General features: G+C 64.3%; 30 protein-coding genes and 1 tRNA gene. 9 read left to right on the top strand and 22 right to left on the bottom strand.

What is annotated here, in order from left to right:
* Nucleotides 1-80: 80 nt before the first annotated feature.
* Nucleotides 81-1,073 carry a GGDEF domain-containing protein gene (locus ATY02_RS02085; RefSeq protein WP_068578892.1) on the top strand — a complete coding sequence of 331 codons (993 nt, stop codon included), beginning with the start codon at nt 81-83 and terminating at the stop codon, nt 1,071-1,073.
* A gap of 69 nt (nt 1,074-1,142) precedes the next feature.
* On the top strand, nt 1,143-1,391 hold the full coding sequence (locus ATY02_RS02080; RefSeq protein WP_068578894.1) for a hypothetical protein: 249 nt from the start codon (nt 1,143-1,145) through the stop codon (nt 1,389-1,391).
* Nucleotides 1,392-1,397: 6 nt separating this feature from the next.
* Here the strand turns inward: ATY02_RS02080 and ATY02_RS02075 are convergent, their stop codons facing one another.
* Nucleotides 1,398-2,612, bottom strand: a complete 1,215-nt coding sequence (locus tag ATY02_RS02075; protein ID WP_068578896.1) for a response regulator — start codon at nt 2,610-2,612, stop codon at nt 1,398-1,400.
* A gap of 348 nt (nt 2,613-2,960) precedes the next feature.
* Here ATY02_RS02075 and ATY02_RS02070 point away from each other — a divergent pair, with 348 nt between their 5' ends.
* The 6 genes from ATY02_RS02070 (at nt 2,961) to ATY02_RS02045 (ending at nt 11,230) form a co-directional block, all read left to right on the top strand.
* Nucleotides 2,961-5,138, top strand: coding sequence for a TonB-dependent receptor (locus tag ATY02_RS02070; RefSeq protein WP_083235779.1), 2,178 nt, complete (start codon nt 2,961-2,963; stop codon nt 5,136-5,138).
* A gap of 65 nt (nt 5,139-5,203) precedes the next feature.
* Nucleotides 5,204-6,580 (top strand): alanine racemase, encoded by a 1,377-nt coding sequence (locus ATY02_RS02065; RefSeq protein WP_068578900.1) that lies wholly within the window; start codon nt 5,204-5,206, stop codon nt 6,578-6,580.
* Between the two features lie 27 nt (nt 6,581-6,607).
* Nucleotides 6,608-7,606, top strand: a complete 999-nt coding sequence (locus ATY02_RS02060) for an ornithine cyclodeaminase (RefSeq protein WP_068578902.1) — start codon at nt 6,608-6,610, stop codon at nt 7,604-7,606.
* Nucleotides 7,600-9,027, top strand: a complete 1,428-nt coding sequence (locus ATY02_RS02055; protein WP_083235782.1) for an MATE family efflux transporter — start codon at nt 7,600-7,602, stop codon at nt 9,025-9,027. The genes ATY02_RS02060 and ATY02_RS02055 overlap by 7 nt, the downstream gene beginning before the upstream one ends.
* Nucleotides 9,024-10,160: an aminotransferase class I/II-fold pyridoxal phosphate-dependent enzyme gene (locus tag ATY02_RS02050; protein ID WP_068578904.1), complete on the top strand. Its 1,137-nt coding sequence runs from the start codon at nt 9,024-9,026 to the stop codon at nt 10,158-10,160. The genes ATY02_RS02055 and ATY02_RS02050 overlap by 4 nt, the downstream gene beginning before the upstream one ends.
* Before the next feature lie 56 nt (nt 10,161-10,216).
* Complete coding sequence (locus ATY02_RS02045; protein ID WP_068578906.1) at nt 10,217-11,230, top strand: PLP-dependent cysteine synthase family protein; 1,014 nt, start codon at nt 10,217-10,219, stop codon at nt 11,228-11,230.
* 74 nt (nt 11,231-11,304) lie between these two features.
* On the opposite strand, the gene gabT is transcribed toward ATY02_RS02045, so the two are convergent.
* The 8 genes from gabT to ATY02_RS02005 form a co-directional block, all read right to left on the bottom strand.
* Nucleotides 11,305-12,585: a 4-aminobutyrate--2-oxoglutarate transaminase gene (gene gabT / locus ATY02_RS02040; protein ID WP_068578908.1), complete on the bottom strand. Its 1,281-nt coding sequence runs from the start codon at nt 12,583-12,585 to the stop codon at nt 11,305-11,307.
* A gap of 175 nt (nt 12,586-12,760) precedes the next feature.
* Nucleotides 12,761-14,203, bottom strand: a complete 1,443-nt coding sequence (gene gabD, locus ATY02_RS02035; protein ID WP_068578910.1) for an NADP-dependent succinate-semialdehyde dehydrogenase — start codon at nt 14,201-14,203, stop codon at nt 12,761-12,763.
* A gap of 375 nt (nt 14,204-14,578) precedes the next feature.
* A complete protein-coding gene (locus tag ATY02_RS02030) occupies nt 14,579-14,893 on the bottom strand; it encodes a RebB family R body protein (protein WP_068578911.1) in 315 nt (104 codons plus the stop codon).
* Nucleotides 14,894-14,949: 56 nt separating this feature from the next.
* On the bottom strand, nt 14,950-15,264 hold the full coding sequence (locus ATY02_RS02025) for a RebB family R body protein (RefSeq protein WP_068578913.1): 315 nt from the start codon (nt 15,262-15,264) through the stop codon (nt 14,950-14,952).
* Nucleotides 15,265-15,367: 103 nt separating this feature from the next.
* A complete protein-coding gene (locus ATY02_RS02020) occupies nt 15,368-15,871 on the bottom strand; it encodes a hypothetical protein (RefSeq protein ID WP_068578916.1) in 504 nt (167 codons plus the stop codon).
* Nucleotides 15,872-16,010: 139 nt separating this feature from the next.
* Nucleotides 16,011-16,643 (bottom strand): hypothetical protein, encoded by a 633-nt coding sequence (locus ATY02_RS02015; RefSeq protein ID WP_228022248.1) that lies wholly within the window; start codon nt 16,641-16,643, stop codon nt 16,011-16,013.
* Nucleotides 16,644-16,667: 24 nt separating this feature from the next.
* The gene (locus ATY02_RS02010; protein WP_031321382.1) at nt 16,668-16,895 is read right to left on the bottom strand and encodes a RebB family R body protein; all 228 of its coding nucleotides are present in this window, start codon (nt 16,893-16,895) and stop codon (nt 16,668-16,670) included.
* Between the two features lie 118 nt (nt 16,896-17,013).
* Complete coding sequence (locus ATY02_RS02005; protein WP_225926549.1) at nt 17,014-17,556, bottom strand: RNA polymerase sigma factor; 543 nt, start codon at nt 17,554-17,556, stop codon at nt 17,014-17,016.
* Between the two features lie 188 nt (nt 17,557-17,744).
* Here ATY02_RS02005 and ATY02_RS02000 point away from each other — a divergent pair.
* A tRNA-Arg gene (locus tag ATY02_RS02000) sits at nt 17,745-17,821 on the top strand.
* Between the two features lie 180 nt (nt 17,822-18,001).
* Here the strand turns inward: ATY02_RS02000 and ATY02_RS01995 are convergent.
* The 13 genes from ATY02_RS01995 to ATY02_RS01935 all read right to left on the bottom strand — a co-directional run bounded on the left by ATY02_RS01995 (nt 18,002) and on the right by ATY02_RS01935 (nt 26,307).
* Complete coding sequence (locus ATY02_RS01995; RefSeq protein ID WP_068578918.1) at nt 18,002-18,319, bottom strand: phage head closure protein; 318 nt, start codon at nt 18,317-18,319, stop codon at nt 18,002-18,004.
* A complete protein-coding gene (locus tag ATY02_RS01990) occupies nt 18,319-18,600 on the bottom strand; it encodes a head-tail connector protein (RefSeq protein ID WP_068578920.1) in 282 nt (93 codons plus the stop codon). Before ATY02_RS01990 ends, ATY02_RS01995 begins: the two co-directional genes overlap by 1 nt.
* The gene (locus ATY02_RS01985; protein ID WP_068578922.1) at nt 18,597-20,093 is read right to left on the bottom strand and encodes a terminase large subunit; all 1,497 of its coding nucleotides are present in this window, start codon (nt 20,091-20,093) and stop codon (nt 18,597-18,599) included. The genes ATY02_RS01990 and ATY02_RS01985 overlap by 4 nt, the downstream gene beginning before the upstream one ends.
* Nucleotides 20,090-20,551 (bottom strand): TerS protein, encoded by a 462-nt coding sequence (locus ATY02_RS01980; protein WP_068578924.1) that lies wholly within the window; start codon nt 20,549-20,551, stop codon nt 20,090-20,092. Before ATY02_RS01980 ends, ATY02_RS01985 begins: the two co-directional genes overlap by 4 nt.
* A gap of 43 nt (nt 20,552-20,594) precedes the next feature.
* A complete protein-coding gene (locus ATY02_RS01975) occupies nt 20,595-20,930 on the bottom strand; it encodes an HNH endonuclease signature motif containing protein (protein ID WP_059400028.1) in 336 nt (111 codons plus the stop codon).
* Nucleotides 20,927-22,159 carry a phage portal protein gene (locus tag ATY02_RS01970; protein WP_228022232.1) on the bottom strand — a complete coding sequence of 411 codons (1,233 nt, stop codon included), beginning with the start codon at nt 22,157-22,159 and terminating at the stop codon, nt 20,927-20,929. Before ATY02_RS01970 ends, ATY02_RS01975 begins: the two co-directional genes overlap by 4 nt.
* Nucleotides 22,156-22,677, bottom strand: a complete 522-nt coding sequence (locus ATY02_RS01965; RefSeq protein ID WP_059400029.1) for an HK97 family phage prohead protease — start codon at nt 22,675-22,677, stop codon at nt 22,156-22,158. Before ATY02_RS01965 ends, ATY02_RS01970 begins: the two co-directional genes overlap by 4 nt.
* Entirely contained in the window at nt 22,677-23,879 is a 1,203-nt protein-coding gene (locus ATY02_RS01960; RefSeq protein WP_164823616.1) for a phage major capsid protein, read from the bottom strand. The genes ATY02_RS01965 and ATY02_RS01960 overlap by 1 nt, the downstream gene beginning before the upstream one ends.
* A 622-nt stretch (nt 23,880-24,501) precedes the next feature.
* Nucleotides 24,502-24,741, bottom strand: a complete 240-nt coding sequence (locus ATY02_RS01955) for a hypothetical protein (protein WP_068576198.1) — start codon at nt 24,739-24,741, stop codon at nt 24,502-24,504.
* 206 nt (nt 24,742-24,947) lie between these two features.
* Nucleotides 24,948-25,349, bottom strand: a complete 402-nt coding sequence (locus ATY02_RS01950; protein ID WP_068576200.1) for a hypothetical protein — start codon at nt 25,347-25,349, stop codon at nt 24,948-24,950.
* A 12-nt stretch (nt 25,350-25,361) separates the two neighbouring features.
* The gene (locus ATY02_RS01945) at nt 25,362-25,667 is read right to left on the bottom strand and encodes a hypothetical protein (RefSeq protein WP_083235870.1); all 306 of its coding nucleotides are present in this window, start codon (nt 25,665-25,667) and stop codon (nt 25,362-25,364) included.
* The gene (locus ATY02_RS01940) at nt 25,664-26,110 is read right to left on the bottom strand and encodes a hypothetical protein (protein WP_068576202.1); all 447 of its coding nucleotides are present in this window, start codon (nt 26,108-26,110) and stop codon (nt 25,664-25,666) included. Before ATY02_RS01940 ends, ATY02_RS01945 begins: the two co-directional genes overlap by 4 nt.
* Nucleotides 26,107-26,307 carry a helix-turn-helix domain-containing protein gene (locus ATY02_RS01935; protein WP_068576204.1) on the bottom strand — a complete coding sequence of 67 codons (201 nt, stop codon included), beginning with the start codon at nt 26,305-26,307 and terminating at the stop codon, nt 26,107-26,109. The genes ATY02_RS01940 and ATY02_RS01935 overlap by 4 nt, the downstream gene beginning before the upstream one ends.
* Nucleotides 26,308-26,360: the final 53 nt, after the last annotated feature.

The following is a 26,360-nucleotide window of genomic DNA, read 5'->3' as shown; positions in this document are numbered from 1 at the left end:
ATCTCAAACAACACTTCGCCATCCAGGCGGGCTTGGTTGTAGCCGCTGTCGAAGCGGCACGCCCTTCGAGATATGTGCCGATGGTCAACAAGAATCCAGACATTCCATCTTCGCTCCCCCAGTGGCCCGAGGCCGCGCAAACCCTACTGGCCCTGATGCATGCCCAGGGCGAAGTCGCCCGCCTGACCGAACGCGAGCAGCTGTTCAGCTCGCTGCTGGTCAGCGTCAACGCAGTACTCTGGGCCCTGGACTGGAGCAGCCGCCAGGTGCTCTACGTCAGCCCGGCCTATGAACGCATTTTCGGGCGTCCTGCCGGCCTGTTGCTGGCGGACTACAACCAATGGCGCGACAGCATCTATCCCGACGACCTGGAGTACGCCGAGCGCAGCCTGGCCCAAGTCCTGGAGAAAGGCGCCGTGGAAGACCGCGAGTACCGCATCATCGATGCCGCGGGCCAGGTGCGTTGGCTCAGCGACAAATGCTTTATCAACCGCAATGCCGAGCCCGGGCAGCGCCTGATCGTGGTGGGTATCGCCGAGGACATCAGCGAAAAGAAGCAGCTGGAGGCCGAGCTGCAGCGCCTGGCCACCACCGATGCGCTGACCCAGAGCAGCAACCGCCGGCACTTCTTCGAATGTGCCAACCGCGAGTTCGAGCAGGCCCGCCTGCAGGGTTCGCCGCTGTCTTTCCTGCTCTTGGATATCGATGACTTCAAGGTGATCAACGACACCTACGGCCATCCCGAGGGCGATGTGGTCCTGCAGCGCATCGCCGAGAGCGGGCGCGCCGCCCTGCGCCGGGGCGACCTGTTCGGGCGTATTGGCGGCGAAGAATTCGCCGCCCTGTTTCCCGGTTGTGCCGTCGACATGGCGCGCCAGGTGGCCGAGCGCCTGCAACGGGAAATCCAGCGCCAGCACTTCAGCCACCAGGGCCAGGCCTTCAGCATCACGGTCAGCCAGGGCCTGACGGGGCTGCTGGCGGAGGACGAGAGCCTGGACAGCCTGTTCGCCCGGGCCGACGCGGCGATGTACGAAGCCAAGCGCCAGGGCAAGAATCGCATCGTCAGTGGCTGATTCGCCGTCCGGGCCGGGCTAGACTGCGGCCCCCATGGCAATGGCGGCCCGCGCCGGACGCACGACCCGATGAACGAAGAACAACTGCTCAAGCGCATCAACAGCAAACGCAATGGTTGTCGGGGCAAGCGCCTGGTGTGCTTGCTGATCGGCGTGGCCCTGGTGGTGTTCGGGCTGGCCCTGGCCGTCAAGCTCGGGCCCCATCCAGCGCAGTTGCTGACCCTGCTGGCCGCCTGGCCATTCTTCTACCTGGCCTTCCTGGCCGAAGACCAGACGGTCGATGGCTGGTTCGCGCTGTTTGAGCTTCTGGGCAACTGACCTCACTCACCCCTTGCGCAGGCGACTCAGCTCCGGCAGGCCGACCTTGAGCAGGCGCGCGGTCTTGCCCCGGGCCACTTCTTCCACTCCTTCCGAGGCTGGCAGGCGAGCCAACTGGCCGGCCAGGTTCATCACCAGGGCCTCGCGGGAATAGACGCCACCGCCGAGCTGATACACCGAGGCGATCAGCTCGCGCAGCTCCAGGGGCATGCGCCAGCGGGTGCGCAGGGCCGAACCGTAGGCGGCGCCAAAACGCTCCAGGGCATCTCCGACCTCCTCCTGATCGTCCAGCTCACCGCCCGCCTGCTTCCACTCTTGCAGGCAGCGCAGCAACGCCAGGTCGCCCAGGCGGTGCAACAGGCCGGCGCAGTAGCAACGCTCCTGGTCCAGGTCCAACAGGCGCGCCAGGGTCCGCCCATACTCCGCAGTGTGCAGCGACAGCCCCCAGTAGCGCTCGGCATAGTCGGCCAGGGCCGGATCGCTCAGGCGGGCACTGCGCTTGAGGGTCAGGCCGAGGATCAGGTTCATGCTCTGCCCGGTGCCGAGCCGCTGCAAGGCCTGGGACAGGGTCTGCACGCCGTCGCCATGGTGCTGGGCAGCGCTGTTGGCAGCGGCGATCAGCACGGCGGTGACTTGCGGGTCGGTGCGGATTTCTTCCTCCAGCAGGCGCAGGTCCAGCCCTTCGGGGTGCAGGCTGCGCTTGACCGCCAGTTGCACGTCGGTCAACAGGGGCGCGCCGTCGGCCAGCTCGCGGCGGTGTTCGAGAAAGCTGTACAAGGTCGTACCGGGCGTCAGGCTCGGGACCTCGCAGGAGACCTCTTGGCCAGCGTCCAGCAGCAAGCCCTGCAGGCGCTGGGTCAGGCCTTCCATGTTCAGGGGCTTGGTCAGGTAGGCAGTAGGCGCCAGGGGCAACGCCTCGCGCACGCTGGCACTGTCGCTGCGCACGCTAAGGAGAATGAACGGCTGCAACGGGTTGCGCTTGCGCTGGCGCACCGCCCGCAACAGCGCCAGGCCATCGATACCCGGCAGCTCCCAATCGGCAATGACCAGGTCGTAGGGCTTGGCGCTGAGCAGGTCCATGGCTTCCTGGCCATCGGCACACAGGTCCAGGCGCGCATCGCAGCGTACGTTGAGCAGCACTTGGGTCAGCAGGTCGCGGGACCAGGGATCGGCCTCGGCGATCAGCACGCGAGGTACAGCAGGTAGATCGACAGCGGTCATGCAGCACGCTCCGGTAACTATGGGTGCACCTTAGTCAAAGCCGCCGGATTCATACAGCCAAAAACACCGATGGCCTCGCAAAAACCGGGAAAAGTGCCCGGTAAACGCCTCCCAACACATCAGCCCTTTGCATCGAACCCTGCGCACCAGAGCCCTGGAGCGACTTGCGGGGAAGGTCGTTGCGTGAAAAATAAAAACGTTATAATGTTTCATTCGAGAACAGTTCTCACACTTGGATCGAGTGTCAACGACGTTTTCAGCCTGGACAGAGCAAGGCTCATCGACGAGCCACGGCAGGCCGGTTGGACAGCGGCGAACTTCATGTTTCGTTGAGTTAAGGGACTACAGATGAACCAGTTGTACGGATCAGCACAACGTTGTGCGTGCACGGTCTTGGCCGGAGTGTTTTCAGCCTGTTGCAGCCTGCCCGTCGTCGAAGCGCAGGAAGTCCGGGAAGAGCGCAAGGCCGCTCCCCTGAGCCTGGACACCAGCCATATCGTCGCCCCGCCCCTCAACGATGCCTACGAGGTGAATGCCGGGGCCTTCGGCGCCAAGACAGCCATGGAGATCCCCCTGGTCATCCAGAGCTACGACGCCAAGACCATCGCCGATTCGTCGGCGCGTACCGCCGTCGATGTGCTGAGCCTGGACCCCTCGATCCTCAGTGCCTCCGCCGGTAGCGGCTTCGACAATTTCCGCCTGCGCGGCTTTGCCATGGACAACTTCAACACCATCCGCCGCGATGGCCTGGCATTGGCCCCGCACCATGACTTCCCCCTGGAGAACGTGGAGCGCATCGACGTACTCAAGGGGCCGTCGGGCTTCCTGTACGGGGTCAATTCCCCTGGCGGCACGATCAACTACATCCCCAAGCGCCCGACCCTCGATCCCTTGCTCAACCTGACGGTCCAGGGCTCGTCCCTGGCCGGGCGCTACGTCGCCATCGACAACAGCAACTCCACCGCCGACGGCGCCTTCGGCTATCGCCTGAATGCCGGCTACGAAAAGAACGGCGACTACGATCACGCCCGGGACATGGAGCGCAAGTTCATCGGCCTGGCCACCGACTGGCGCTTGAGCGACCGTGCGCTGCTGCAACTCAACGGCGACTGGTCGTGGAAATCCACGGTGGCCGACCCCCTGCTGCGGGCTGACCAGAGCCACCGGGCCAACCCACTGGATGCGTCCAGCTACGTCAGGCCGCCGAAGATCAACCGTCGCGACCTGCTGACCGGCTCCTGGTTCCGCCACCAGACCGAGGGCAAGAACCTCGACGCCAAGTTCGAATACACCCTCAGCGACAACTGGACCTCCATCACCCAGGCCAACTATTCGCAGGTCGAGCGCCACGGCGGCTACAACGACCTGTTCAACATCCAGCCCAATGGCGACATCGGCACCGCCGACCTCTATGTTTCCCGTGGCGAGGTGTTCAGCACCTGGTCGCTGCAGTCCTACCTGGCGGGCAAGTTCAACACCGGCAGCCTCTACCACGATGTGTTCCTGGGCACCGGCTACAAGCAGTTCAAGGACCGTAGCCCGGCCTGGGACGATATCAACAGCGCCAATCCCGGGGTTCGCGTCAGCGACGTTTCGGTGGGCAACATACGCCACCCGGTGCAGCCGCCCAAGCATCATTTCGGTCCGGAGAACGACATCGAGTTCGTCTCGCGGATCAAGGAAAGCTCGGTCTTCGCCAGCGACCTGGTGTCTCTCAACGAGCAGTTCCAGGTGCTGCTCGGCGGGCGCTACATCTGGTACCGCGCCGATCATCTGTCGGCCAACGCACTGCCCCAGCGCCATGACGTGTTCGTCCCCAGCGGCGCCCTGATCTACCGCCCGCTGGACAACCTGATGACCTACGTCAGCTATTCGCGCGGCCTGGAGAAAGGCGACTACGCGCCCTGGAATGCCACCAACAAGAACCAGCCCACCGATGCCATCGAGTCCGAGCAATACGAAGTCGGGCTCAAGGCCGAGCTCGACTCACGCGCAAGCCTGGGCCTGGCGCTCTTCGAGATCCGCCGCAACGCCAGCTACCTGGACACCAGCAACACCTTCGTCAGCAAAGGCCAGTATCGCCACCGGGGCATCGAGCTGAACCTCAGCCACCGGCCCACCGACTCACTGACCCTGGACGCCAACCTGGCCTACCTGGCAACCCGCCTGGAAAACGTGGACGACCTCAGCGTCGCCGGCAATCGCACCGAAGGCGTACCGAAATGGAAAGGGTCCTTCGGTGCCCAATACCAGCTGCAACGCATTCCCGGCCTGTCCCTGGACAGCACCTTGAGCCTGGTCGGCAGCCGTCCGGTGGATGCCCAGAACAGCGGCTACATCCCCGGCTATGCCCTGCTCGACGCGGGCGCCAGCTACCGCACCCGACTAGGCGAAACGCCGGTGACCTATCGGCTCCACGGCAAGAACCTGACCAACACCTATTACTACGCCAGCACCTATTACCAGGGCGGCCTGGAAGTGGGACGCGAACGCGAGGTGTTCCTCTCGGCGCGCTTCGAATTCTGACCTGACACGGCGTCGGCACAGGGTTGCCGGCGCCAGCGCCTCTGCCAAGGATGAAAACGCCAGTCATGCACCTGCCTTCACGCTCCAACGCCAGCCAGCCTTCCAACCCATTGGCCAGCCTGCGCCATGCCCGCGTCGACGACCTGCTGCGCCAGCACCCGGCAGCCCTGCACGACCTGGTGCAGGGCCTGGGTTCGCCCCTGCACCTGATGCTGCCGCAGGTGTTCGTGGAGAACATCCGCCAGTTCCAACGCACCTTCGACCAAGCACCAGCCACGGGCACGCTGCTATTCGCGAAAAAAGCCAACAAGGCCGACTGCCTGATCCAGGCCTGCTCCCAGGAGGGCATCGGCGTTGACGTAGCCAGCGTCGGCGAGCTGGAAAAGGCCCTGGGCGGCGGCGTACCGGGCCATGCCATCGGGGTCTCCGGCCCGGAAAAAAGCGAGCGCTTGCTGGCGCTGAGCCTGAGTCACCAATGCCTGTTGGCCATCGATTCGCCCAGCGAGTTACAACGCCTGCTGCACCTGGCGCGCCACCGTGACCAACAGGCCCGGCTGTTGTTGCGCTGCCTGCCCGAGAGCCAGCCCGAGAGCCGCTTCGGCCTCGACCCAGGGCAGTGCGCGCAGGCCATTGCGCTGTGCCGGGAGCATCCGCGCTGGTTACGCCTGATGGGGTTTTCCTTCCACCTCGGCGGTTACTCCAGCGAGCAGCGCGCCCAGACCGCCAATCGCTTGCTCGACCTCTGCGTGAGCACCCGCGCGGCGGGTCTGGAACATTGTCGACGCCTGAACCTGGGGGGCGGCCTTGCCGTGCGGTACGTCAGCCCCGGGGCCTGGGCCCGCTTCCTCCAGCAGGACCGGCCCAACCACTACCACGGTGCCCGCACCTTCAACGGCTTCTATCCCTACGGCGCACCGCGCGCCACTGCCGACGCCCTGGCGGACATTCTCGCAACCCCGGTGGACACGGCCATGACCCTGGCGCAGAAGGCCGAGCGGCACGCCATCGAGTTGATGATCGAGCCCGGCCGGGCCCTGCTCGACCAGGCCGGCATCAGCGCCTTTCGCGTCCAGGGGGTCAAGGACCGGGGTGACGGCTACGTGCTGGTCACGGTGCAGGGCAGCAGCTTCAGCCTCTCCGAGCAGTGGTTCAACAGCGAGTTCCTGCCCGAGCCCTTGCTACTCCCCGCCGAGCCCCGCCCGGCCGCGCCCTTTCTCGCCTGTGTCGGCGGCTCGACCTGCCTGGAGTCCGACATGCTGACCTGGCGCAAGATCCGTTTCGACCAACCGGTACGCCCCGGCGACCTGCTGGTCTACCTCAACACCGCCGGCTACCAGATGGACTCCAACGAGTCGCCGTTTCACGAGGCCCGGTTACCCCACAAGGTCGTCATCGAACTCGACGGCCCCACCCTGCGCTGGAAGCTCGATGGGCTGGCGTGAGGTTTTGCTTGCCAACAAGGAGTCAGGATGAACAGCTCAACGCAATACGCCGCGCCCGGCGAACTCTGGGTGCTTGCACAGGCCGACCTGGAAGACCTGGGGGTACGCCACGAGGATGTGCTCAAGGTGGTGGAGCAGGCCTACATCGCCCTGCGCAATGGCGACTCGCAGAACCCGCTCAAGACCATCGTCGAGCCGGCGGACCAGCGCTCCATCAGCTACTCGATGGTGGGGCGCGACGGCGCCAGCCAGACCCTGGGCTTCAAGGTGGTGTACGAGCACGACCCGCAGCGCCAGCGCGAGGCCTACCGCTTCCACTCCTTCATCTTTCTCTGTGACGATCGCAGCGGCCAGCCCATCGCCTTGATGGACGTGGCCCAGTTGGGGCCAATGCGCACCAGCGCGACCTCGGCGCTGATGGCCCGGGCCGCCTGCCCCGACGCCCGCACGGCACTGGTGGTCGGCAGCGGCGTGCAGGGGCAGATCGCCTTGCCGATGCTTCTGGCCGCCCTGCCCGGGCTGCAACGCCTGCAGGTCTACGGCCACTACACCGACGGCCTCAAGGCGGTGCGCGAGAATCTCCGGCGCCACTGCCCGGGGCGCGAGGTCGAGGTGGTCGAAGACTTGCCGCAGGCTGCTGCGCAAGCCGACATCATTCTCGGCGTGGCCGGCCTGACCGCCCGCCAGCAGGTCAAGCGAGCCTGGCTCAAGCCCGGGGCCGTGGCGGTGCTGGTGGGCTACGGCATCGATGCCGATGTGCTGCACGGCGCCGACTACCGCATCGCCACCGACAGCGCGCAGATGCGCGTCACCAGCGCCGACCTGGCCGCCGCCGACGGCAGCCTGCCGGACATGGACGCACAGCTGCCGGACATCCTCCTCGGCCACGCCCCGGCACGCCGCCATGAGCGGGATATCGTCTTCGCCTACAACAGCGGCATGGTGGTCACCGACGTGGCCCTGGGGCGCTACCTGGCGGACCTGGCCCTGGCCAGCCGACGCGGGCAGAGGATCAAGCTATGGTGAGCCCGACTTCCCGCAGCCCATCGCCGTGGCGCCAGGAACTCCTGCCGCTGCTATTGCTGGCCGGCCCACTGATCCTCACCAACCTGGCCCACGTCGCCCTGACCACCATCGACATCGTGGTCCTGGGCGCCCTGGGTGCCCGGGAGATCGCCGCCGGTGGCCTGGCCCTGGCCCTGTTCAACCAGCTGCGCACCACCGGCACTGGCCTGGTGACCGGCGTCAGCAACCTGGTGGCCCAGGCCAACGCACGCCAGGACCACGGACAGATCCGCCAACTGCTGGTGGCCGGGCTGTTCTGGGCGACCCTCAGCGGCGTGCTGTTCATCGGCGTGCTGCTGCTTCTGGAGCGGCCCCTGGTCTGGCTCGGGCAAGACCCGCAGGTGGCCAGGGACACGGTGCAGTTCCTTGCCATCATTGCCCCGGGACTGTTGCCCTGCCTGTGGTTCCAGGCCCTGCGGCATTTCACCGTCGGCCTGAAACGCCCGGGGCCGCTGCTGGCCATTACCCTGGTGTCGATCGTGCTCAGCGCCGGGCTGAACTACGGATTGGTGTTCGGCAAGCTCGGCCTCCCGGCCATGGGTTTCCAGGGCGTGGCGCTGACCAGCAGCCTGGTGTTCCTGCTGTCGCTGCTGATGTTCCTCGGGGTGGTGCTCAAGGACCGCCAGCTCGCGCAGTACCTGGATCTCAAGCGACTGCGCTGCTCCTGGGCAACATTGGGCGCGGTGTGGAAGCTCGGCCTGCCGATTGCTGGAACCTACGCTTCGGAAGCCGGCTTCTTCAGCGTGCTGACCCTGCTGATCGGGACCCTGGGCATGGAAGCGCTGGCGGCACAAACGGTGCTCAACCAGATCATCTACATCGTCTTCATGTTTTCGGCCGGGGTCTCCCACGCGGCCTCGATCCACATCAGCGAAGCCCATGGCGCCGGCCAGTACCACCGCGCCCGCCAGCTGGGACACATGGGCCTGGTGGCCGGCGCCGCGCTGATGCTGCTGTTCGCGGTGCTCTACCTGCTGTTCGCGCAGCAGATCGTGACGCTGTTCATTTCCGCCGAACAGGCCACCAACCAGCAGGTACTGAGCCTGACCGCCAGCGGCCTGCTGATTGCCGCGCTGCTGCAGTTCTTCGATGCCGCGCAGAACATCGGCAACGGCATCCTGCGAGGCCTGGGTGACACCGCCGGGCCCTTTCGCCTGTCCCTGTACGGCTACTGGCTGGTGGGCCTGCCCGCCGCCTACGGGCTGGGCGTACTCGCAGCCAACGGCATCTTCGGCATCTGGATCGGCCTGGCCATTGGCCTTGCCGTGACCGCGCTGCTGCTGGTGTTGTCGTTCGAGCGGCAGATCAAGGCCCTGCTGGCCCAGCGCCATCCGAGCCAAACCCAAGCAGGCGGCATGCACGCTGCCAAGGAACCGACATGACCCGCGACCGATCCGCCGCTGTCCTCAAGCTGCTACGCCCCAGCGTGCAGGCCCTGCCCCTGTACGACCCCGGGGCGGACCCGGAGCAGGTGGCGCAGCACTGCACCGGGCAGCCGCTGCTCAAGCTCAGCAACAACGAGAATCCGCTGGGTGTGGCGCCCGCAGCCCTCGCCGTGCTGCGCGACTATCGTCCGGAGCTGCTCGGCCTGTACCCCGACCCGGCTTGCCTGGCGCTGCGTCACGCCCTGGGCGAACGACTCGATACTCACCCCAGCCAGCTGATCATCGGCAACGGTTCGGAGAATCTGCTGGAGCTGCTGTGCCTGGCCTTTCTCGACCCGGGCGACCGGGTCGTGACCCAGTCACCGTGCTTCGGCCTGCACGAGATCTTTCCCCTGATGATGGCGGCGCAGGTGACCAAGGTCGCGCCGCACCCGGACTTTTCCTGCAACCTCGGCGCCTGGCGCAGTGCCCTGGCCGGGCCAAGCAAGATGCTGCTGATCAGCAACCCATCCAACCCCCTGGGCACCATCTTCGACCAGCAGGCCCTGGCCCAACTGATCGGTGCGGCCGCCAGCGATACCCTGCTGGTGATCGACGAGGCCTACTACGAGTACGCCTGCGCCGACCCGGACTTCCCCGAGGTACTGGGCCTGCTGCGCGCCCAGCATAGGCCCTGGATCGTCCTGCGCACCTTCTCCAAGGCCTATGGCCTGGCCGGACTGCGGGTGGGCTACGGGATTGCCAGCGATGCCAGCCTGGTAGCCGCCCTGGATCGGGTGCGCACGCCCTACAACATCAACCAACTGGCCCAGCAGGCCGCACTGGCGGCCCTCGGCGACCCGCAACACGTGACCCGCAGCCGGGCCTTTGCCGCCCAGGTGCGGGCGCCAATGATCGAAGCCCTCGGTGCAGCCGGGTTCCAGGTCGCGCCCTCGCGCACCCATTTCCTGTTCATCGACACCGGAGTCGACGCGCAGGAGGTCAACCGGCGCCTGCTGGCGCAAGCCATGATCATCAAGGCCTGGCGTGAACCGGGTTACGAAACCTGCATCCGCATGACGCTGGCCCAACCTGACGACAACGCACGCTTTCTCGCCGGCCTGCAACAGGCCGTACAGGCCCTGCGCTGAATCCACCTGCCCAGCCCGGGCGCCGCTGCCCGACCGTTCACTCTATGGAGGTCACCATGCACTCGCCACAAGCCGATTGCGCCATCAAGCACCAGGTTTCCGAGCTGATCGGCGCCTCTCCTTTGCTCCAGTTCCATGAAACCGCCAATGGCAGCCGGGTGCTGCTCAAGCTCGAACAATTCAACCCCACCGGCACCGCGAAAATCCGCATGGCCCGGCAGATGATCGATGAAGCCGAAGCCCTGGGTCTGTTGCAGCCGGGTGGGCAGATCGTCGAGTCCACCTCCGGCAATACCGGCCTGGGCCTGGCGCTGATCGCCGCCGAGCGCGGCTACCGCTTTACCGCCGTGGTCGATCACCACTCCAGCGTCGATAAACTGCGTGGCATGCAGGCCTTCGGCGCCCAGCTGGTTCGGGTTGGGAGCCCGGAGGGTGGACTGGCCACCGCCGACCGTGACGCCACCGCCGAGCGCATCGCCCGGGAACAGGGCGCCTACTGGACCCAGCAGCACCACAACCCGGCCAATGCCAATGGCTACCAGGCCCTGGCGCAGGAACTGCACGAGGCTCTTGGCGAACGCCTGGATTATCTGTTCGGTGCGGTAGGCACCGGCGGTTCTTTGTGTGGCACCGCCCGCGCCCTCAAAGCGTATCGCCAGCAGGTGCAGGTGGTGGGTGTAGAACCGGTAGGCTCGGTGATTTTCGGCGGCCCCGGCGGGCCCTACCTGCAGTCCGGTACCGGTACGCCGGAAGGCGCCGAGATCGGCGCCCTGATCGACTACCCGCTGATCGATCGCGGCCTGAAAGCCAGCGATGCCGAGGCCTTCGAAACCGCCCGCTACCTGGCGCGCCATCACGGCCTGCTGGTGGGCGGCTCCGCCGGCGGGGTGATCTACCATGCGCTGCGCCAGGCCCAGGATTGCCCGGCGCACAGCGTGATCGTCGCCCTGGTTTGCGATGGCGGGGAAAAGTACCTGGACACGGTATTCAACGATGAATGGATGGACCATCACCAACTGTTCGACCCCGGGGTCCAGCAACGCCTGGCCGGTTGGCTGGCCGGGGCCTGAAACCCGGGCAAGAAAAAGCCGCTGGGGCCAGGGGCGCCAGCGGCTTTTGCACAACGGGCCTTCAGGCCCCAAGGTCACGCCAGTTCAGCGAAGCACTCTTCGATGATTGCCAGGCCCTTGTCCAGCTGTGCATCCGGCGAGGTCAGCGGCACCAGCACCCGCAGGACGTTGCCGTAGGTGCCGCAGGACAGCAGGATCAGACCCTTGTCACGGGCCTTGGCCACGACCTGAGCCACGGCAGCGGCGTTCGGCTTGTGGCTGTCGCCGTTCTCGAACAGCTCCACCGCGATCATCGCGCCCAGGGCACGCACTTCACCGATCACCGGGTGCTTGGCCTGGATGGCCTTGAGGCCGGTCACCAGGCGCTCGCCGACGGCCTTGCAGCGGTCCAGCAGGTGCTCTTCCTCGAACACTTCCATTACGGCCAGGGCCGCGGCGCAGGCGATCGGGCTACCGGCGTAGGTGCCGCCCAGGCCGCCTGGGGCGATGGCGTCCATGTACTCGGCCTTGCCGCATACGCCAGCCAGCGGGAAACCACCGGCGATGGACTTGGCGAAGGTGGTCAGGTCGGCGGCGACGCCCATCTGCTCCATGGCGAAGAAGGTGCCGGTACGGCCAGCGCCGGTCTGCACTTCGTCGGCGATCAACAGGATGCCGTGCTGGTCGCACAGGGCACGCAGGCGCTTCATGAATTCCTTCGGCGCAACGTAGAAACCGCCCTCGCCCTGCACTGGCTCGATGATGATCGCGGCGATATCACGAGGCTCGGCGTCGTTCTTGAAGATGCGCTCGATGCTGGCGATGGAATCGTCGATGCTCACGCCGTGCAGCTCGTTAGGGTACAGCGCGCGGAAGATGCCGCCTGGCATCAGGCCCATGCCGGCCGAGTACGGCACGACCTTGCCGGTCAGGCCCAGGGTCATCATGGTGCGGCCGTGGTAGGCGCCGGTGAAGGCAATCACGCCGGCGCGGCCAGTACTGGCGCGGGCGATCTTCACGGCGTTCTCGACGGCTTCGGAACCGGTGGTCACCAGCAGGGTTTTCTTGGCGAAATCACCTGGCACCTTGGCGTTGATTTTTTCGCACAGCTCAACGTAGGGCTCGTAGGCCAGGACCTGGAAGCAGGTGTGGGTCAGCTTGTTCAGTTGCTCGGTCACTGCGGCGATGATTTTCGGGTGCACGTGACCGGTGTTCAGTACCGCGATGCCGCCGGCGAAGTCGATGAACTCGCGGCCTTCAACGTCAGTGACGGTGGCGTTCTTCGCGCTGTCGGCGAAGATCGGGTGGATCTGGCCCACGCCACGCGGTACGGCGGCTTCACGGCGTTTCATCAGGGATGCGTTGGTCTTGCTCATAATGTCCTCATTCACCGCGGCGGCCGCGGTGCGGTTCAAGGGTTGCGGGGCGGGGAGGCAACGGTGGCAGCATGCGATGATCGACTGCCGCCGTGGTCCCGGGCCACCTTGAATAGTGCGGTTTTAAAACTGCGCGAGGGACAGCGCTCTCGTGCCCCGCGCGCTTGAAACCGGATCAGATACCCAGGCAGAGGTATTTGATTTCCAGGTAATCCTCGATCCCGTACTTGGAACCTTCGCGACCCAGGCCCGAAGCCTTGATGCCGCCGAATGGCGCCACTTCGTTGGAGATCAGGCCGGTGTTGACCCCGACCATGCCGTATTCCAGGGCCTCGGCCACACGGAATACGCGACCCAGGTCGCGGGCATAGAAGTAGGAGGCCAGGCCGAATTCGGTGTCGTTGGACATGGCGATGACTTCGGCCTCGTCCTTGAAGCGGAACAGCGGCGCCAGCGGGCCGAAGGTTTCTTCCTTGGCCACGGCCGCGCCCTTGGGCACGTTGACCAGGATGGTCGGCTCGAAGAAGTTGCCTTCCATGGGCTTGCCGCCGGCCAGCAGGGTGGCGCCCTTGTCCAGGGCATCCTTGATGTGTTCCTGGACCTTGGCCACGGCTTTTTCGTCGATCAGCGGGCCGGTGGTGGTGCCCTCTTCCAGGCCGTTGCCGATCTTCAGCTTGGCCACGGCGGCCTTGAGCTTCTCGGCGAAAGCGTCGTAGACCGAATCCTGGATGTACAGGCGGTTGGCGCAGACGCAGGTCTGGCCGTTGTTGCGGTACTTGGAAATGATCGCGCCCTCGACCGCCTTATCCAGGTCGGCGTCGTCGAACACGATGAACGGTGCGTTGCCGCCCAGTTCCAGGGAAACCTTCTTGATGTCGTTGGCGCATTCGGCCATCAGTTGGCGACCGATCTCGGTGGAGCCGGTGAACGACAGCTTGCGCACGATCGGGTTGCTGGTCAGCTCGCCGCCGATGTCGCCGGCGCTGCCGGTGACCACGCTCAGCACGCCTTTCGGGATGCCGGCACGGTGGGCCAACTCAACCAGGGCCAGGGCCGAGAACGGGGTTTGCGAGGCGGGCTTGATCACCATGGTGCAACCGGCGGCCAGGGCCGGGCCGGCTTTGCGGGTGATCATGGCGGCGGGGAAGTTCCACGGAGTGATGGCCGCGGTCACGCCGATCGGCTGCTTGATCACGATCAGGCGCTTGTCGGGCTGGTGGCCGGGGATCACATCGCCGTAGATGCGCTTGGCTTCTTCGGCGAACCACTCGATGAAGGAGGCTGCGTAGGCGATCTCGCCCTTGGCCTCGGCCAGTGGCTTGCCCTGCTCCAGGGTCATCAGGCGACCGAGGTCGTCCTGGTTCTCGATCAGCAGCTCATACCAGCGGCGCAGCTTGGTGGCGCGCTCCTTGGCGGTCAGGGCACGCCAGGCCGGCAGGGCCTTGTCGGCGGCTTCGATGGCGCGACGGGTTTCGGCGGCCCCCATCTTCGGCACGGTACCGAGGATCTCACCGGTGGCCGGGTTGTTGACCTTGATGGTCTGGCCGCCGTCCGCATCCACCCAAGCACCATCGATATAGGCTTGTTGGCGGAACAACTGGGCATCTTTGAGCTGCATGTCGGATTCCTTAACAGCACCGCGCATACGCGGGGCAAATTGTGATTGTAGAAAAGGCGCCTTGTCGTCCGTCGAGCGCAGCAGCGCATGCAACGGACGGAGCAAAGCTGCCGTCAGGAAAATCGTTCACTGGGTCGAAGCATGAAAAATGTCGCACACAAGGATAGACGTGCGCTTGGGCACCCAGGCAAGAGCGTTTGAAATCTCAAACGAATCCTAGGAGCAAAGGGGGTAAAAGGACAATAGGGCGTTCGAAAAAAAGAACGTAAACGTCCCCAAGGCGAAAACTTTCGGATCAACGTCATCGCTGCGCCATAAAGACAACGCCCCCGCTGCCTGCTGGCAACGGGGGCGTTGGCATGCCGCCAGGAACAATCAGCTGTTGAGCGACTTGAGCACGGTCAACAGGCTGGCGAGGTTGTCGACCACGCCGCCTTGGGCGATTTTCTCGGTGGTGGCCGCTCCGGCGGTGGTGTCGACGCTGTAGATCTGCATTACGCCCTGGTTGGTAGCCGCCTGGGCCAGGGTGTTCTGCTGTTGCTGGGCCGAAACCGAGTTCTGGAACAGGATGGCCACGGACTGGCCCATAGACTGGAAGACAGTGCCCATGGCTACGGCGGGGGCCTCGGCGACCACCTTGACGTTGCTCTGGGTCACGGCATCGGTGATTTGCGGACTAACTGTGCTCATAAAAACTCCATTTTTTTAGCAAGATGAACTCAACTGGGGACTAAGCCGTCAGGCCTTCAGACCTGGAAGGACTTGAGTACGGTCAGCAGGCTGGTGAGGTTGTCGGCGACCCCGCCCTGGGCGACCTTCTCGGTTGCCGCGGCACCGGCGGTGGTGTCGACGCTGTAGATCTGCATCACGCCCTGGTTGGTCGCGGCCTGCGCCAGGGTGTTTTGCTGCTGCTGCGCCGAGACCGAGTTCTGGAACAGGATCGCGGTGGCCTGGGCCATGGATTGGTAGATGGTGCCCATTGCCATGGCCGGCGCTTCGGCGACGACTTTGACGTTGGTCTGGGTGACGGCATCGGTGATTTGTTCATTTACAAGTGGCATGGCTCAACTTCCTTTGTTTGATACACGGAGCATTCCGTGTCATTGAGTGAACGTGGCAGGCCATGGCCTGTGAACCGGCCCCGAAAGCCGCGCCCGAGCCGGCTCAGCGCGACCCCGAGCGACCATTGCCGGGACTGGACTGCCTGAGCACCTCCTCGACCTTTTGCGTGAGCTCGGCCAGCTGTTTTTCCACCGTGTTCTTCACCTCGGCCTGCACCATGGCGCTGACCATCGCCCTGAGCGTGGGGTCGTTCACCGGACCGGCGGGTTCCGGCGGGGCTGGCGCCGCCTGGCCCTGGGCCGCGATGGCCGCCAGCAGTTGCGAGAGCACCAACTCACGGGCCTGGGGGTCAGCCCTGTCGGTGGCCCTGGGGCTGGTCACCTGGTCGAGGATGCTGCGGGTGCGCTGGCTGTCGGAGCGGATCAGTTCCATGGCCTGCTTGCGGGCCTGCTCGACGCTCTGCTGGGCGTTCTGGGAAAAGTCCAGGGGCTTGTCGCGGATGAACGCATCGAGCACCTGGCTTTCGACCTGGGTCAACGGACGTTTCAGGTAGGCTTCGGCAAAACGCTGGATCATTTCCAACGCATTAAGGTCTTCATTCGCCATCTCATGCTCCTTGTCGATGAATGGCGCTGAAGCACTGGGTATCGGGTGGGTCGGACTTCAGCGCCCAGGATGAAAAAAGAGGCCTCGCGGGGCCCCAGCACAACCTCCCCGGGTGCCTTGCGCGCCCGGGGAGCGATGTTCAGGATGATGCACGGTTGGCCAGGGTATCGGCGTACTTGGCGATGCTGGCATCGATCTTGTCGATGGCCCCGGCCGCCGCATCGGCTTCCATGGCCCCCGCGGCAGCCGCCACCGCCGCGGCCGCCCCCACCATCAGGTCGGTGGCCAGCACGCCCAATGCATCTTCGGCGGCCCCCGTGACGTTTTCCTTGACGATGTTTTCGGTCATCTGCTTGATCAGCACCGCCTGGGCCGCCAGGGCCAGCTTGCTGACCCCATCGAAGTATCCGGCGGCCGACTGCGCCACCAGGCCGGCCGCCTGGCTGATCATCATGTCCGGAGGCACGGCGATCTGCGCCGGGGCATAGCTGAAGGCCTCGGCATTGGTGAACTGCACCGCCTGCACGATCTGGCTGTTCAAGGCAGAGGTGTTGCCGGTGTCCGGGTTGTTGGCCTTCTTGAGCAACTGATCGTTCAACATCCCCATGATCGAGACTTTGTCGCCGCCCGTGGACGGCGGCACTTGCGGTGCCGCCTCAGGCGGCGGCACCGGGTCGGGCGCCTTTTCCGGGCCCGGCTCCAGCGTTATCACGGGCTCGGGTTTTGCACCGACTTCATCCGTGCGAGGGGTTTTCTTCTTGAACCAAGCCATGACGCTTCTCCCGGGCCATCAGCCCTACTCGCCGATCGCCATGATCAGGGCCACGGCCTTGGACACCACCGCATTGGAGATCTGGTTCAGCGCCTGCTGACTGTTGACGGCGTTCTGCAACGACAAGCCCGCGGAATGGCTGGCCACCTGGTACAGCGAGGCAATGGACTGGGCGGGGGCCTCGGCCACCACCTTGACGTTGGTCTGGGTGACGGCATCGGTGATCTGCGAGTTGACCATGGGATCTGGCATACATCTCTCCTTAGATGGAATGGCCCACCGCAGGGGCGGCGGCGCCGGCTACAGCGTCGAAAACAGGCTCACTGAAAGAAAACGCTCCGGCAGGCCCGTTGTGAATCCTCGTCATGCTTCAGCGCAGCTGCTCGCGCAGCAATTGCACATGCTTGCGGGCCAGGGGCTGGTTGATACCCAGCTCGGCGGCGATGTGCGGGTAGGGCAAATCCTCGATGAACTTCAGTTCAAACAGCCTGCGCTTCTTGAAAGACAGCTTGGCGACCCTGCGACTGAGCTGGACCAGGGCTTCCTGCAGCTCCACATGCTCGAGCACCGATATTTGCGGGGCCTCCAGTTGCTGCACCGGGTCCTGCTCGAAGTCGGCCAGGTCGACGAACAACCGCTGCTCCCGGGTTCGTCGCCGGCAACTGTCGAGAAACACATGCTCCAGGACCAGGAACAGGAAGCCCTGGGGGTCGCGAATCCGCTCCGGCGAGCGGCGAAAGAACAACAAGGCCTTGATCGCCGTGGCCGCCAGCCATTCCTGGGCGCCATCGGCATTGCCCCGGGCCAGTTGTCGGGCGCGGCGCTGCAAACCGGGCAGGACCGCTCGCCAGCTCGACTCGAACAGATGATCGGCCAGCGCCGCCTCCAGGCCACCTTGCATGGAACAGTTCATCTACCGCACCTCCCTGTGCCCCGTGATTGCACGGACATGGCTGCAGGGTGCGCCGGGGCAGAAGATCGGTTCAGCGGGAAAAACTACCGCCGGCCCCGGGGTTTCCGGGGATCGCGACCGGCAACCACACGCGCATGAAAACCAGCGTGGACGCCCCGGGTGGACATAGGTATGATGTCGCCCGCACTGCACTCGTAGCTCAGCTGGATAGAGTACTGCCCTCCGAAGGCAGGGGTCGTGGGTTCGAATCCCGCCGAGTGCGCCATGAATTCCGCCACTTTCGTGGTTTCACGCTGACAGCAGGCCAAGGCCGTGACAGCAGCGTGACAGCAAAAAGCCCCGCCATTGCGGGGCTTTTTTGTTCCTGACGCGCTAGATTCGGCGCACCTCGAAAACCTGACGCGCCAGGGGTGTCCTCAAATGTGAGGAAACCCCACACATTCGCTCACAGCTTGCCGGTCTTGCACATGAGCTCGATCCGCCGGCGGCGAGCATCAGGAAGGACAGCGGTGATCTCGTATACCTTCGAGCCCTCGCGGATGCGCCAGCTAGTAATGAGGTCGGGCCGGTACCGGAGCACAATGCGATAGATCGTTTGTGCCTGCACGGCCTGGGCGGCGATGAACTCGCTCCCGCTGATGCTCTCGATGTCGACCCATTCCCGACTCACTTCCTCCCAGGTGCGGATAACCCCACCGCTGGGCGTGCGAGTGTCAATCGGCTTTTCGATGGTCACTGGGTAACGCAGCTTGCCGGCAAGCATCAGAACACCGCCATGGAGCGGTAGGGCGCCAGCAGAAGTGCATAGGCTGTGTTCTCGGTCAGGGTTCGGTCGCCCTGCCGCTCGCGGTTCTCGTACAGGTCGCCCACCAACAGAAGCACAGCGGCCTTGATCGAAGCAGGCATCGGATCGGGCAAGCTGTCGCCCAGGAAGTTGCTGACGTGGGTTTCTGCTGCAGCGATCAGGCTCAGGATGTAGCCGTCTTCCTCGGCGTGGTCGACGCGCATGTGCTGCTTGGCTTCTTCAAGGGTCACGGTAGTCATACAAAAAATACCTCGGTATCAAGATCGGCAGGGGCTTCGGCAACCTGGGCGGCGCCGAACGCCATAGCCAGGGCCTGCAGGCCGTCGATACGACCGGTACGGCGGCTCTTGTCCAGCTTGCGGTTGCCGCTGGGGTCCTTCACCGCCACGGCGTTGGCGGCGCACAGAGTCAGCACGGGGTGGCCACCATGGGCGACACGGCCATTCAGCAGCTCGGCTTCCAGGGCGTCGAGGGCTGGCGCCATGTCGCGGAAGCCTTGCCCGTGCGGCACCAGCGGCAGTTCCAGGCCCAGACGCTCCAATTCCTTCTTGAGCACGTCGATGCGCCAGCGGTCATAGGCGATCGCCGCCACCTCGCAGTCGCTCAGAATCTCGGCCATATCCAGCGCCACCGCCTCCAAATCAACTGTGGCCCCGGGTGTGGTTCGGATGTACCCCTGGCGCACCCACATGTCATATGGGGCGCGGTCCTTCTGTGCTCGGTCGAACACGCCCTGCTCGGGCGTCCAGAAGTACGGACGGACCTGCCACACGCCATCCACCTTGCCGATCAGTACCAGCGCCGTCAGGTCAGTTCGCGCCGACAGATCAAGGCCCGCATAGACCAGGCCCTCGAATGGGTCAGGCACGGTGTCGCAACCCATCCACACGTCAGGGCTGATGAATGGGCTGTCGAGGCTGACCCGCTGGTTGAGCAGCAGGTTACGGGCGGTGTTGCTCATGCTCGGCATGCGCTCGGCTTGCTGCATCTGCTCCCGCAGGTCTGTCTCCGACCGGAAGATGCCCAGTGCCGGGTTGGCCGCTCGCCAGCCGTCTTCGTCCATCAGATCGCAGCCCGTCGCCGCGGCGTACAGGCGGCACACGATCTTGGGGTCATTGCTGCGCAGGGCATCGTCAATCCACTGGCTCAGCAGGTCGGCGTCGTTGGCTGCCTGGGTACTGATGGCGATCAGCAGCGGTGCCGAGTGTGCGCCCTGGCTGGTGGTGATGGCGTCCACGAAGTCGGATTGCGGGCCGCGAATCTGGCCGATTTCGTCCAGGATGGCGAGCACCGGGGAGAGGCCGTGCGCGGTCTTGCCATCGGCGGCCAGGGCGCGAAACTCGGTGTTCAAATTCAGCCCCAGCAGCCGCTTGCCGCTGGGTACTATGCGTACGATCTTTGCCAGAGCGGGCGATAGCTGAACCATCTTGGCAGCCAGGTTGAACACCAGCGCAGCTTGGTCGCGGCTCATGGCCCCCGACACAAGCTGGCTGTTTTGCTTCGCCTCGGGGCCGACCAGGTGCGCCAGCAGCAGGCCCGCGATCAGGCCTGACTTGCCGTTCTTCCTGGCCACACTGAGGATGGCCCGGCGAGTGCCCACCGGGTTGTCGTACACGTCACGGATGAACTGGCGCTGGAACTCGGCCAGGCATAGCGGCTTGCCAACGTCTGCGCCTTCGGGCGTCACGCAGTAGCGTTCGATAAACGCGATGATCTTTTCGGCGCGGGTCATTGCAGCGTCCCCAGGGTCGGTATCAGGTCGTCATCCACATGCTGCCGGGCCTCACGCTCGAGCGCGGCGCCCTTGTGGATATCCTGGGCCTTGCCCACTGTGGCAATGGTGGCCACCATGAGCTGGCGTCCGATAGCCAGCGACCGGCGTGTCATCTTGTCCAGCAGCTCACAAGCCGGGTTCACCTTCCCCTCGACCAGCATGCCGTCGCGGTCGATGCTGTCCTGCAGCGCCTCGATGTCGGCATAGGCCCGCGCCAGGTTCGCCGCCAGCACCAGGTCGGCATCGGTCCAGGTGTCCCGAGGGCGAGCGGTGACGATGGCATCCCAGAACGGTCTGTCGGTGTCGCGCACGCGGATGTGCTGCGGTGGCTGGATTGGACCGACAGCGACGGCCTGGCTCGCGGCTATGGCGGCCTTGGCGCTGTCAGATCGTGGGCGGCGGGGCGTGGTCTTCATGTTTTTTCGGCAGTTAGCGAAGAAAGAGCAGGTCGGGGGCGGTCTAGCTGAGCGCGGTTCCTGGTGATCTTTTGGACCTGTTCCAGTGGTGGTTCGGATCGAGCGGGATGCCGTTCACGTCGCAGCCCCGCGTGGTGCGCTTGCCCATGTCCTCGGCTGTCTTGATCGAGTGACACGAGTGGCATAGGGGCGCCAGGTTGGTGCGTGCGTTGTTGTCGCCGTTGTTGTCCATGTGGTCCACGTCAGTAGCAGGTGTGACCAGGCCACGGGCCGCACAGTCGCGGCACAGTGGTTCCTCGGCCAGCACCTGGGCACGCAGGCGCTGCCATGCAGCACTACCGAGAGGAATCACCCTCGTCTTGGGCTTGTACCTGCTCACGCTTCTTCTCCTTCGCCTGGCGCTGCTTTTCCTCCAGGTGGGTTCCCAGCACCCGCACCCGGGGCTTTATCATCTGGAGCCTTGGTTTCTTGCTCATCATCAATACCTTCTACGGTGGGTAGGTTTTCCATGCGGCGTACCTCGGATCGCAGCAGCCATCCGTCCTCGACACCGCGCTGATAGAACTGCGCACGAGTGAGACTATCACCGCGCAGCAAGCCTTCCACGTTGTGCTCAGCAAAGAAGCCGCTGCCCAGTAGGGTGCGGTTGATAGCCTGCTCCCATGCGACCAGGTGGCGGCGCAGGGTATGGGTGACAAAGTACCGGCCCAGCTCCACGGCGTTGGAGTAGTTGGCCTCGCGCAGATCACCGATCAGCACAGGCGGTACACGGAACAGGCGGGCCACTTCCTCGACCGACAGGCGCCGGGCCTCGATCCACTCAGCATCCTCCAGCGTCATGGATACCGCGCTGTACTTCGCACCCTGGGGCAGCACCGGGGTCTTGCCGTGGTTGTTCACGCCAGCTTGCCCAGCGGCCCAGCTCTCACGAATCTGCGCGGCTTGCTCCTTGGTGGTGCCGGGTACCGTCTCGATCACGCCCGACAGCTTGGTGCCCTGCTCGAACATCTTGGCGCCGTGGGTACGTTCAGCCAGCGCCAGCCCCAGGGTATCCCTGGCCACCTGAATGGGGCTGCGCCCGAGCACACCATCTTCGGTGTGGTAGCGGATGTGCAACATCTCGTCGGCGGTCAGCCGCTGCAGCTTGCCGTGGCGGTCGGTGTACTCGTATACCAGGCGCTCGCTGGCCGAACTGCGCATGATCGACACGCTGTCCGGGTGTACTGGCTCCAGCGCTTGTACCCGACCGGCGCCGCTCCAACGAATGCGGGCGTAGGCGTTGCCGCGCAGCAGGATGTGGCGTTGCAGTTGCTCGCGGAATTCCAGGGCTGTCTGCCACTCGTTCGGGGCGTCGTGTAGCAGTGCGTACAAGGGATGGGCACGGGCCTTGTCGCGCCCGTCATCGGTGCGGCGATACACGTCCAACGGCAAGCTGCCCACGCTCTCACTGATCGCGGCGACAGCGGCATACACGGCACTGATCGACTCGGCGGTCTGTACCGTGATGTTGACCCCTGCCGAGTTACCGGCCTGGCTGAACTGGTCGAAGTACCGATCATAGGCCGGGGTGTTGTTGGAGCGCGTGAACAGGCTCAGCAGCTTTCTCACCGGATGCACTCCAGGAACTCAAGGTAACGACGGGCATTGGCCAGCGCCAGCATCGGCTTGCGGCTGCGCACCGATACGGTGGTGGTCGGGTAGGCAGGGTTCGCGGTGATAGTGATTTCGTGCAGGTCCACGTCCTGCAGGCTGCGCACCTCGCCGTCCCACTTCTCGCCCACCGGTACGAAGCCGAACGAACACCCGGCCACGTCGCCACGCTTCACCAGCTCGGACAGGTCGCGGCCCAGGCTGGTGTCGGGTAGGTCCAGCTCGAAGGCTAGGCCCACGTCATCCTCAGAAAGGCGCAGGGTGCCAGCTCCGACACGGCCCAACAGGGCTGCATCATCGTGCTCGTAAACGGCACGGATGCTGGCGGCGGCTGGACCTGCAAGGGAGCGCTTGAAAGCCCCCGGAAGGATGATCTCGGTAAAGCCCCCGATGGGGGTTGCATCACCGAAACGGGCGGCATAGCCGAACAGCGTCCGGCCTTTCCGTTCCAGGCTTGCGGCTGCTCGGCGTTCCATCACGGTGCGCTCGCTACTACGAAGCCTTCGGGATGGCGTACAGCGGTATCGACGGTGGCCATTGCACGGACCTGCACACCGCCACGGCTGTAGGCAGGTTCGGCGTATGGGTTCACCAGAATATCCACCTCGGACCACACGCCCAACATGACCTGGCTCCAGTCGCCCAGGATCAGCTTGCCGGTTGGGACGTTCTTCGATGCCGCCAGTGCCAGGTTGGCCAGGGTGCCGTTGTCGTACAGGAAGCCACTACCCGACCCGGCCACCTTCTCGGTGCTGCCCAGGACAGTGCGGATCGCGGCGGTGGTCAGCCAGCGGGCGTTGGCGATGTTCACGTCATCCAGTTTTTCCAGCAACGCCAGCACCTCGGCCCAGGTGTCGGGCATGGTGGCGGTCTGGATACCGGCAGTCTTCAGCACGCCCAGCGGTTCGCCAGCCAAGCCACTGCCGTTGATGATGGCGCGGTCGATCTGACGGGCGATCAGGAACGACAGGTCTTCGCGTACCAGTTGCTCGATGCCCGGCGACGATTGCTGCAGGAGCTGGCGCGACATTTCGGTCTTGCCGCCCACATGCTTCGGCGTCAGGGTCACACCGTCGAACGACATTTGGCCCTCGGGCACTGCCTGGCCCTCAGTAACCCAACCGGTTTCCAGGCCGCTGCCGAACTTCGGCACGCTCACATTGCCCACCAGGCCGGTCAGGGTGCGGATGCCCAGCGAACGCGCCAGCAACGCCTCACGCAGCGGGCCGATGTACAGGTCAGCACGGTGGTCGGTGCCCACCAGCTCGGGCGCGGTCGCGGTGGTGTTGGCGCGGCGCTCCAGGGCGGCGAACGGCACGAATGCGCCCTCGGCCTTGCGACCGGTGCGGCGTTCGGTTTCCTGGGTGTATTCGCGCTCGGCGCCGTCCAGTTGGCGGCCTTCCATCTGCGCACGCAGCACGCGGATCACGCTGACGCGCTTCTCCAGGTGCTCAGGGGTGTCGGTGGCGGCCGGAGTGGCGGTGCGCTTCTCCAGATCGGCCAGGTGCTCATGGCGGGTGATCTGGTCGGCCAGCGAGCGCTCCTCGGTCTTGAAGGTTTCAAACTGAGTGGATTCGTCGGTGGTCAGGTCACGGCCAGCAGCGGAAGCGGTGTCCACCAGCTTTCTCATGCCCTCGACGGCGGCGGTGCGCTTCTCGCGCAGTTCGTGAAGTTTCATCAGGTAAAGATCCTGTGGATGGGGTTTTCGAGAACCCACCATAGGCTCATTTTTCGAGTCAAAACAGACGCTTACTGTCCACCTGATGCACGCTCTGTCTCGTTTTGTTCAGTGGTATTTACAGGCACGATCCGCCGAATATTTTCCCGACGAACGGTAGGGAAGTGGCTTTTTCGCACTTCGCTTCCGTCTGACTCGCATCCTCCATTATCACTAATGCGTTAAGGCACCCTCGGGCCAGCAACTGCGCGGCCTCGGGCGGTTTCTGTCGGTTTTCCAATAAGGCGCAGGTAAGGTCGGGAATCCTCCACTGCGGTGGATTTCGCAACCCAGCGCCAGCCCAGGCAAGGTGTGGGGCTTGGACAATTCCCTGAATCAACCAATCTACGACGGGTCGAGTCGTGAAAGGCTTTCTTCATTCCCGGTCAAGCCTGCCGAGTCGGACCAACTGAGCCGAGTCGGATCAAATGGTCTGTCTCGGCAATCCACTGTGGCGTTTCCTACACACTGTGTAGAAATCAACACGGTGGACGAATGCTCGTTGCTCCCTCGGTGAGTGCTCGCCGAATGCTCCCGCAACCCCGGCACTAGATGCCGCCCTGCAGCTACTGCACCCCGTGCGTCAAATGCACCCCGCCTCGTTCGCCGGAACGACACCCCGATCTGAGCCACTGCCGGCCAGTGCCGCTTTGTTGGCCAGCCAGATCAGGTCCGGCTTCACCTCAATGGCGCACTCCCTGCACATCCCGATCACGGTCCACGGAAGAAACTCGACAACCAGGAATGACAGACGATTTGCACGCTGACACTTGCCCGAATAGCCGTAGTTACAGCGGGCTTGTTTGAACAGTACCGGCCCCATGTAATACCCCCGGTGGTGGTAATTTAATAAGACTGGGATTTTTTCCGTTTACCCAATCGGCTGGAGGCCCCGGTTTCCGTGGCGACTACTGGGAAATTTTCCTAGTAGCCGCTCCGAGCTATCCAGTAACCGCACGCAACCAGACAAACCAACTCAATCGACTGGGAAAAAATCCCAGTAGGTTCCGGAAAAAATCCCACCGAAAATCAGATGAACTTGAAGGTTGGCGGACCCGGCGATCGCTCAAGGTCTTTGCCAGGGCATTCATCGATAGCGGCCCAAGTGATCGCATAGAGCGCGCACCGCGCCATACCCCTCTCACGCCCCTTTCTGTACTCCCGGGTGCGCACAATGAGCCCTGCCTGAATCAACTCCTCAAGAGCGGAGGCAAGCGTCTTGGCATCCATTGGGCGCCCCTGCGCCAGCATGTCCGCTGTGCACGCCAGATCACCGTTGTTGTGTCCGTTGTAATTACGGGCCAACTTGATGAGGACCGTAACCGCCTTGGGCGTCAGACAGTCGAATGCCGGGTGCGTGAGAAGGCGATAGGGCAGCGCCAGGACGCGCCCTCCTCCAAAGTCGACCTTGTACTTTTTCTTCCTCGCCATACGGGCTGGGCGTCAAGCTTGCGCTTGCGCTGTCTCTGTTGCCCCATATGCGTAGCCGATGTGTCGGTGGCGCCAGCAAAAGTTCTGCGAACCCAGCTTGACGTTCTCCAGGTGGGCGTAAAGGTGCTTGGAGATCGGATGTTGCTGCCCGAGCGCCGGAATAATCATCGTGGTGATGATGCGCTCAAGCTTCCCGAACTCGTCACGGGCCTGGTTCTGATGGAACATTTCGAAGTCAGCCAGGACGGCAGGGGCTAGGACCTCACCCGAGTGGTGGTTATTTGTACAGTCGTTGTACTTGATCTGCTGTTCTGTCACGATGGGTCCCTCTCGTTGGTGCTCACCAATGCGATATCGCCGGAGAGGTGTTGGCGCACCTTCTCCTGCAACTGGTCGTTACCTGTGGTGCCTTTAGCCCCGTCAACTGGGGCTTGGCGCCGGGTCACTTCAAACTCTACGTCGTCCAGCAAAACGCTTACCCATTCCGGCTCACCCTCGAGTCGAATGTGCCGGACCTTCCCGAATACAGCCCTGTTCGTGCCTTGGCATGCGACGCTCCAGCGGTCATGGTCAACGCCGTTCCCCACCGTCTGCTTTTTCACCCAGTCGGGCAGCTCTCCCCTGCACCTCATCTCGTTCAACATCGTCCACCAATGCCGAGCCATGGCCCGCTCTGCCTCGATCAGATCAGCGATCTGATGCCGCTGGTCCAGGTTCAGCGTTATTACCGCCTCTGCCGGGACTGAATCCACATCGTTCACCGGCTGCCCTCCTTCGCGACGCGGTTGATCCAGGCTTCCAGCTCCTTCACCAGGATCAATCGGCGCTTGCCTGATTTGAAGGCTGGCAGCTCTCCTTTCGCGATCGCGCTATAGATCGCGCTCCGGCTGTGGCTTGTAAGGCGTGCAGCCTCCTCAGGGCCTACAGCCATTGGTTGCACCGGCATCGCTTGTTCCATGTTCACCTCCTGAGGTGTATTGAAAGATGTGGACACCTTAGCCGACCCCAAAA

Origin of the sequence: Pseudomonas sp. BIOMIG1BAC (assembly GCF_001705995.2) — a bacterium.
Classification (GTDB): Bacteria; Pseudomonadota; Gammaproteobacteria; order Pseudomonadales; family Pseudomonadaceae; genus Aquipseudomonas; species Aquipseudomonas sessilinigenes.
This window is presented reverse-complemented; position numbering and strand designations above follow the sequence as displayed.

Bases quoted from the DNA above. Each gene is read 5' to 3' on its own strand.
- ATY02_RS02030 (WP_068578911.1), bottom strand. From the start codon at position 14,893: ATGAGCACAGTTAGTCCGCAAATCACCGATGCCGTGACCCAGAGCAAC.
- ATY02_RS01935 (WP_068576204.1), bottom strand. From the start codon at position 26,307: ATGGAACAAGCGATGCCGGTGCAACCAATGGCTGTAGGCCCTGAGGAG.
- ATY02_RS02055 (WP_083235782.1), top strand. From the start codon at position 7,600: ATGGTGAGCCCGACTTCCCGCAGCCCATCGCCGTGGCGCCAGGAACTC.
- ATY02_RS01985 (WP_068578922.1), bottom strand. From the start codon at position 20,093: ATGACCCGCGCCGAAAAGATCATCGCGTTTATCGAACGCTACTGCGTG.
- ATY02_RS01995 (WP_068578918.1), bottom strand. From the start codon at position 18,319: ATGCTTGCCGGCAAGCTGCGTTACCCAGTGACCATCGAAAAGCCGATT.
- ATY02_RS02075 (WP_068578896.1), bottom strand. From the start codon at position 2,612: ATGACCGCTGTCGATCTACCTGCTGTACCTCGCGTGCTGATCGCCGAG.
- ATY02_RS01955 (WP_068576198.1), bottom strand. From the start codon at position 24,741: ATGGGGCCGGTACTGTTCAAACAAGCCCGCTGTAACTACGGCTATTCG.
- ATY02_RS02020 (WP_068578916.1), bottom strand. From the start codon at position 15,871: ATGGCGAATGAAGACCTTAATGCGTTGGAAATGATCCAGCGTTTTGCC.
- ATY02_RS01990 (WP_068578920.1), bottom strand. From the start codon at position 18,600: ATGACTACCGTGACCCTTGAAGAAGCCAAGCAGCACATGCGCGTCGAC.
- ATY02_RS02080 (WP_068578894.1), top strand. From the start codon at position 1,143: ATGAACGAAGAACAACTGCTCAAGCGCATCAACAGCAAACGCAATGGT.
- ATY02_RS02005 (WP_225926549.1), bottom strand. From the start codon at position 17,556: ATGAACTGTTCCATGCAAGGTGGCCTGGAGGCGGCGCTGGCCGATCAT.
- ATY02_RS02060 (WP_068578902.1), top strand. From the start codon at position 6,608: ATGAACAGCTCAACGCAATACGCCGCGCCCGGCGAACTCTGGGTGCTT.
- gabT (WP_068578908.1), bottom strand. From the start codon at position 12,585: ATGAGCAAGACCAACGCATCCCTGATGAAACGCCGTGAAGCCGCCGTA.
- ATY02_RS02070 (WP_083235779.1), top strand. From the start codon at position 2,961: ATGAACCAGTTGTACGGATCAGCACAACGTTGTGCGTGCACGGTCTTG.
- gabD (WP_068578910.1), bottom strand. From the start codon at position 14,203: ATGCAGCTCAAAGATGCCCAGTTGTTCCGCCAACAAGCCTATATCGAT.
- ATY02_RS02065 (WP_068578900.1), top strand. From the start codon at position 5,204: ATGCACCTGCCTTCACGCTCCAACGCCAGCCAGCCTTCCAACCCATTG.
- ATY02_RS02085 (WP_068578892.1), top strand. From the start codon at position 81: ATGGTCAACAAGAATCCAGACATTCCATCTTCGCTCCCCCAGTGGCCC.
- ATY02_RS02015 (WP_228022248.1), bottom strand. From the start codon at position 16,643: ATGGCTTGGTTCAAGAAGAAAACCCCTCGCACGGATGAAGTCGGTGCA.
- ATY02_RS02050 (WP_068578904.1), top strand. From the start codon at position 9,024: ATGACCCGCGACCGATCCGCCGCTGTCCTCAAGCTGCTACGCCCCAGC.
- ATY02_RS01950 (WP_068576200.1), bottom strand. From the start codon at position 25,349: ATGGCGAGGAAGAAAAAGTACAAGGTCGACTTTGGAGGAGGGCGCGTC.
- ATY02_RS02010 (WP_031321382.1), bottom strand. From the start codon at position 16,895: ATGCCAGATCCCATGGTCAACTCGCAGATCACCGATGCCGTCACCCAG.
- ATY02_RS01980 (WP_068578924.1), bottom strand. From the start codon at position 20,551: ATGAAGACCACGCCCCGCCGCCCACGATCTGACAGCGCCAAGGCCGCC.
- ATY02_RS01960 (WP_164823616.1), bottom strand. From the start codon at position 23,879: ATGAAACTTCACGAACTGCGCGAGAAGCGCACCGCCGCCGTCGAGGGC.
- ATY02_RS01965 (WP_059400029.1), bottom strand. From the start codon at position 22,677: ATGGAACGCCGAGCAGCCGCAAGCCTGGAACGGAAAGGCCGGACGCTG.
- ATY02_RS02025 (WP_068578913.1), bottom strand. From the start codon at position 15,264: ATGCCACTTGTAAATGAACAAATCACCGATGCCGTCACCCAGACCAAC.
- ATY02_RS02045 (WP_068578906.1), top strand. From the start codon at position 10,217: ATGCACTCGCCACAAGCCGATTGCGCCATCAAGCACCAGGTTTCCGAG.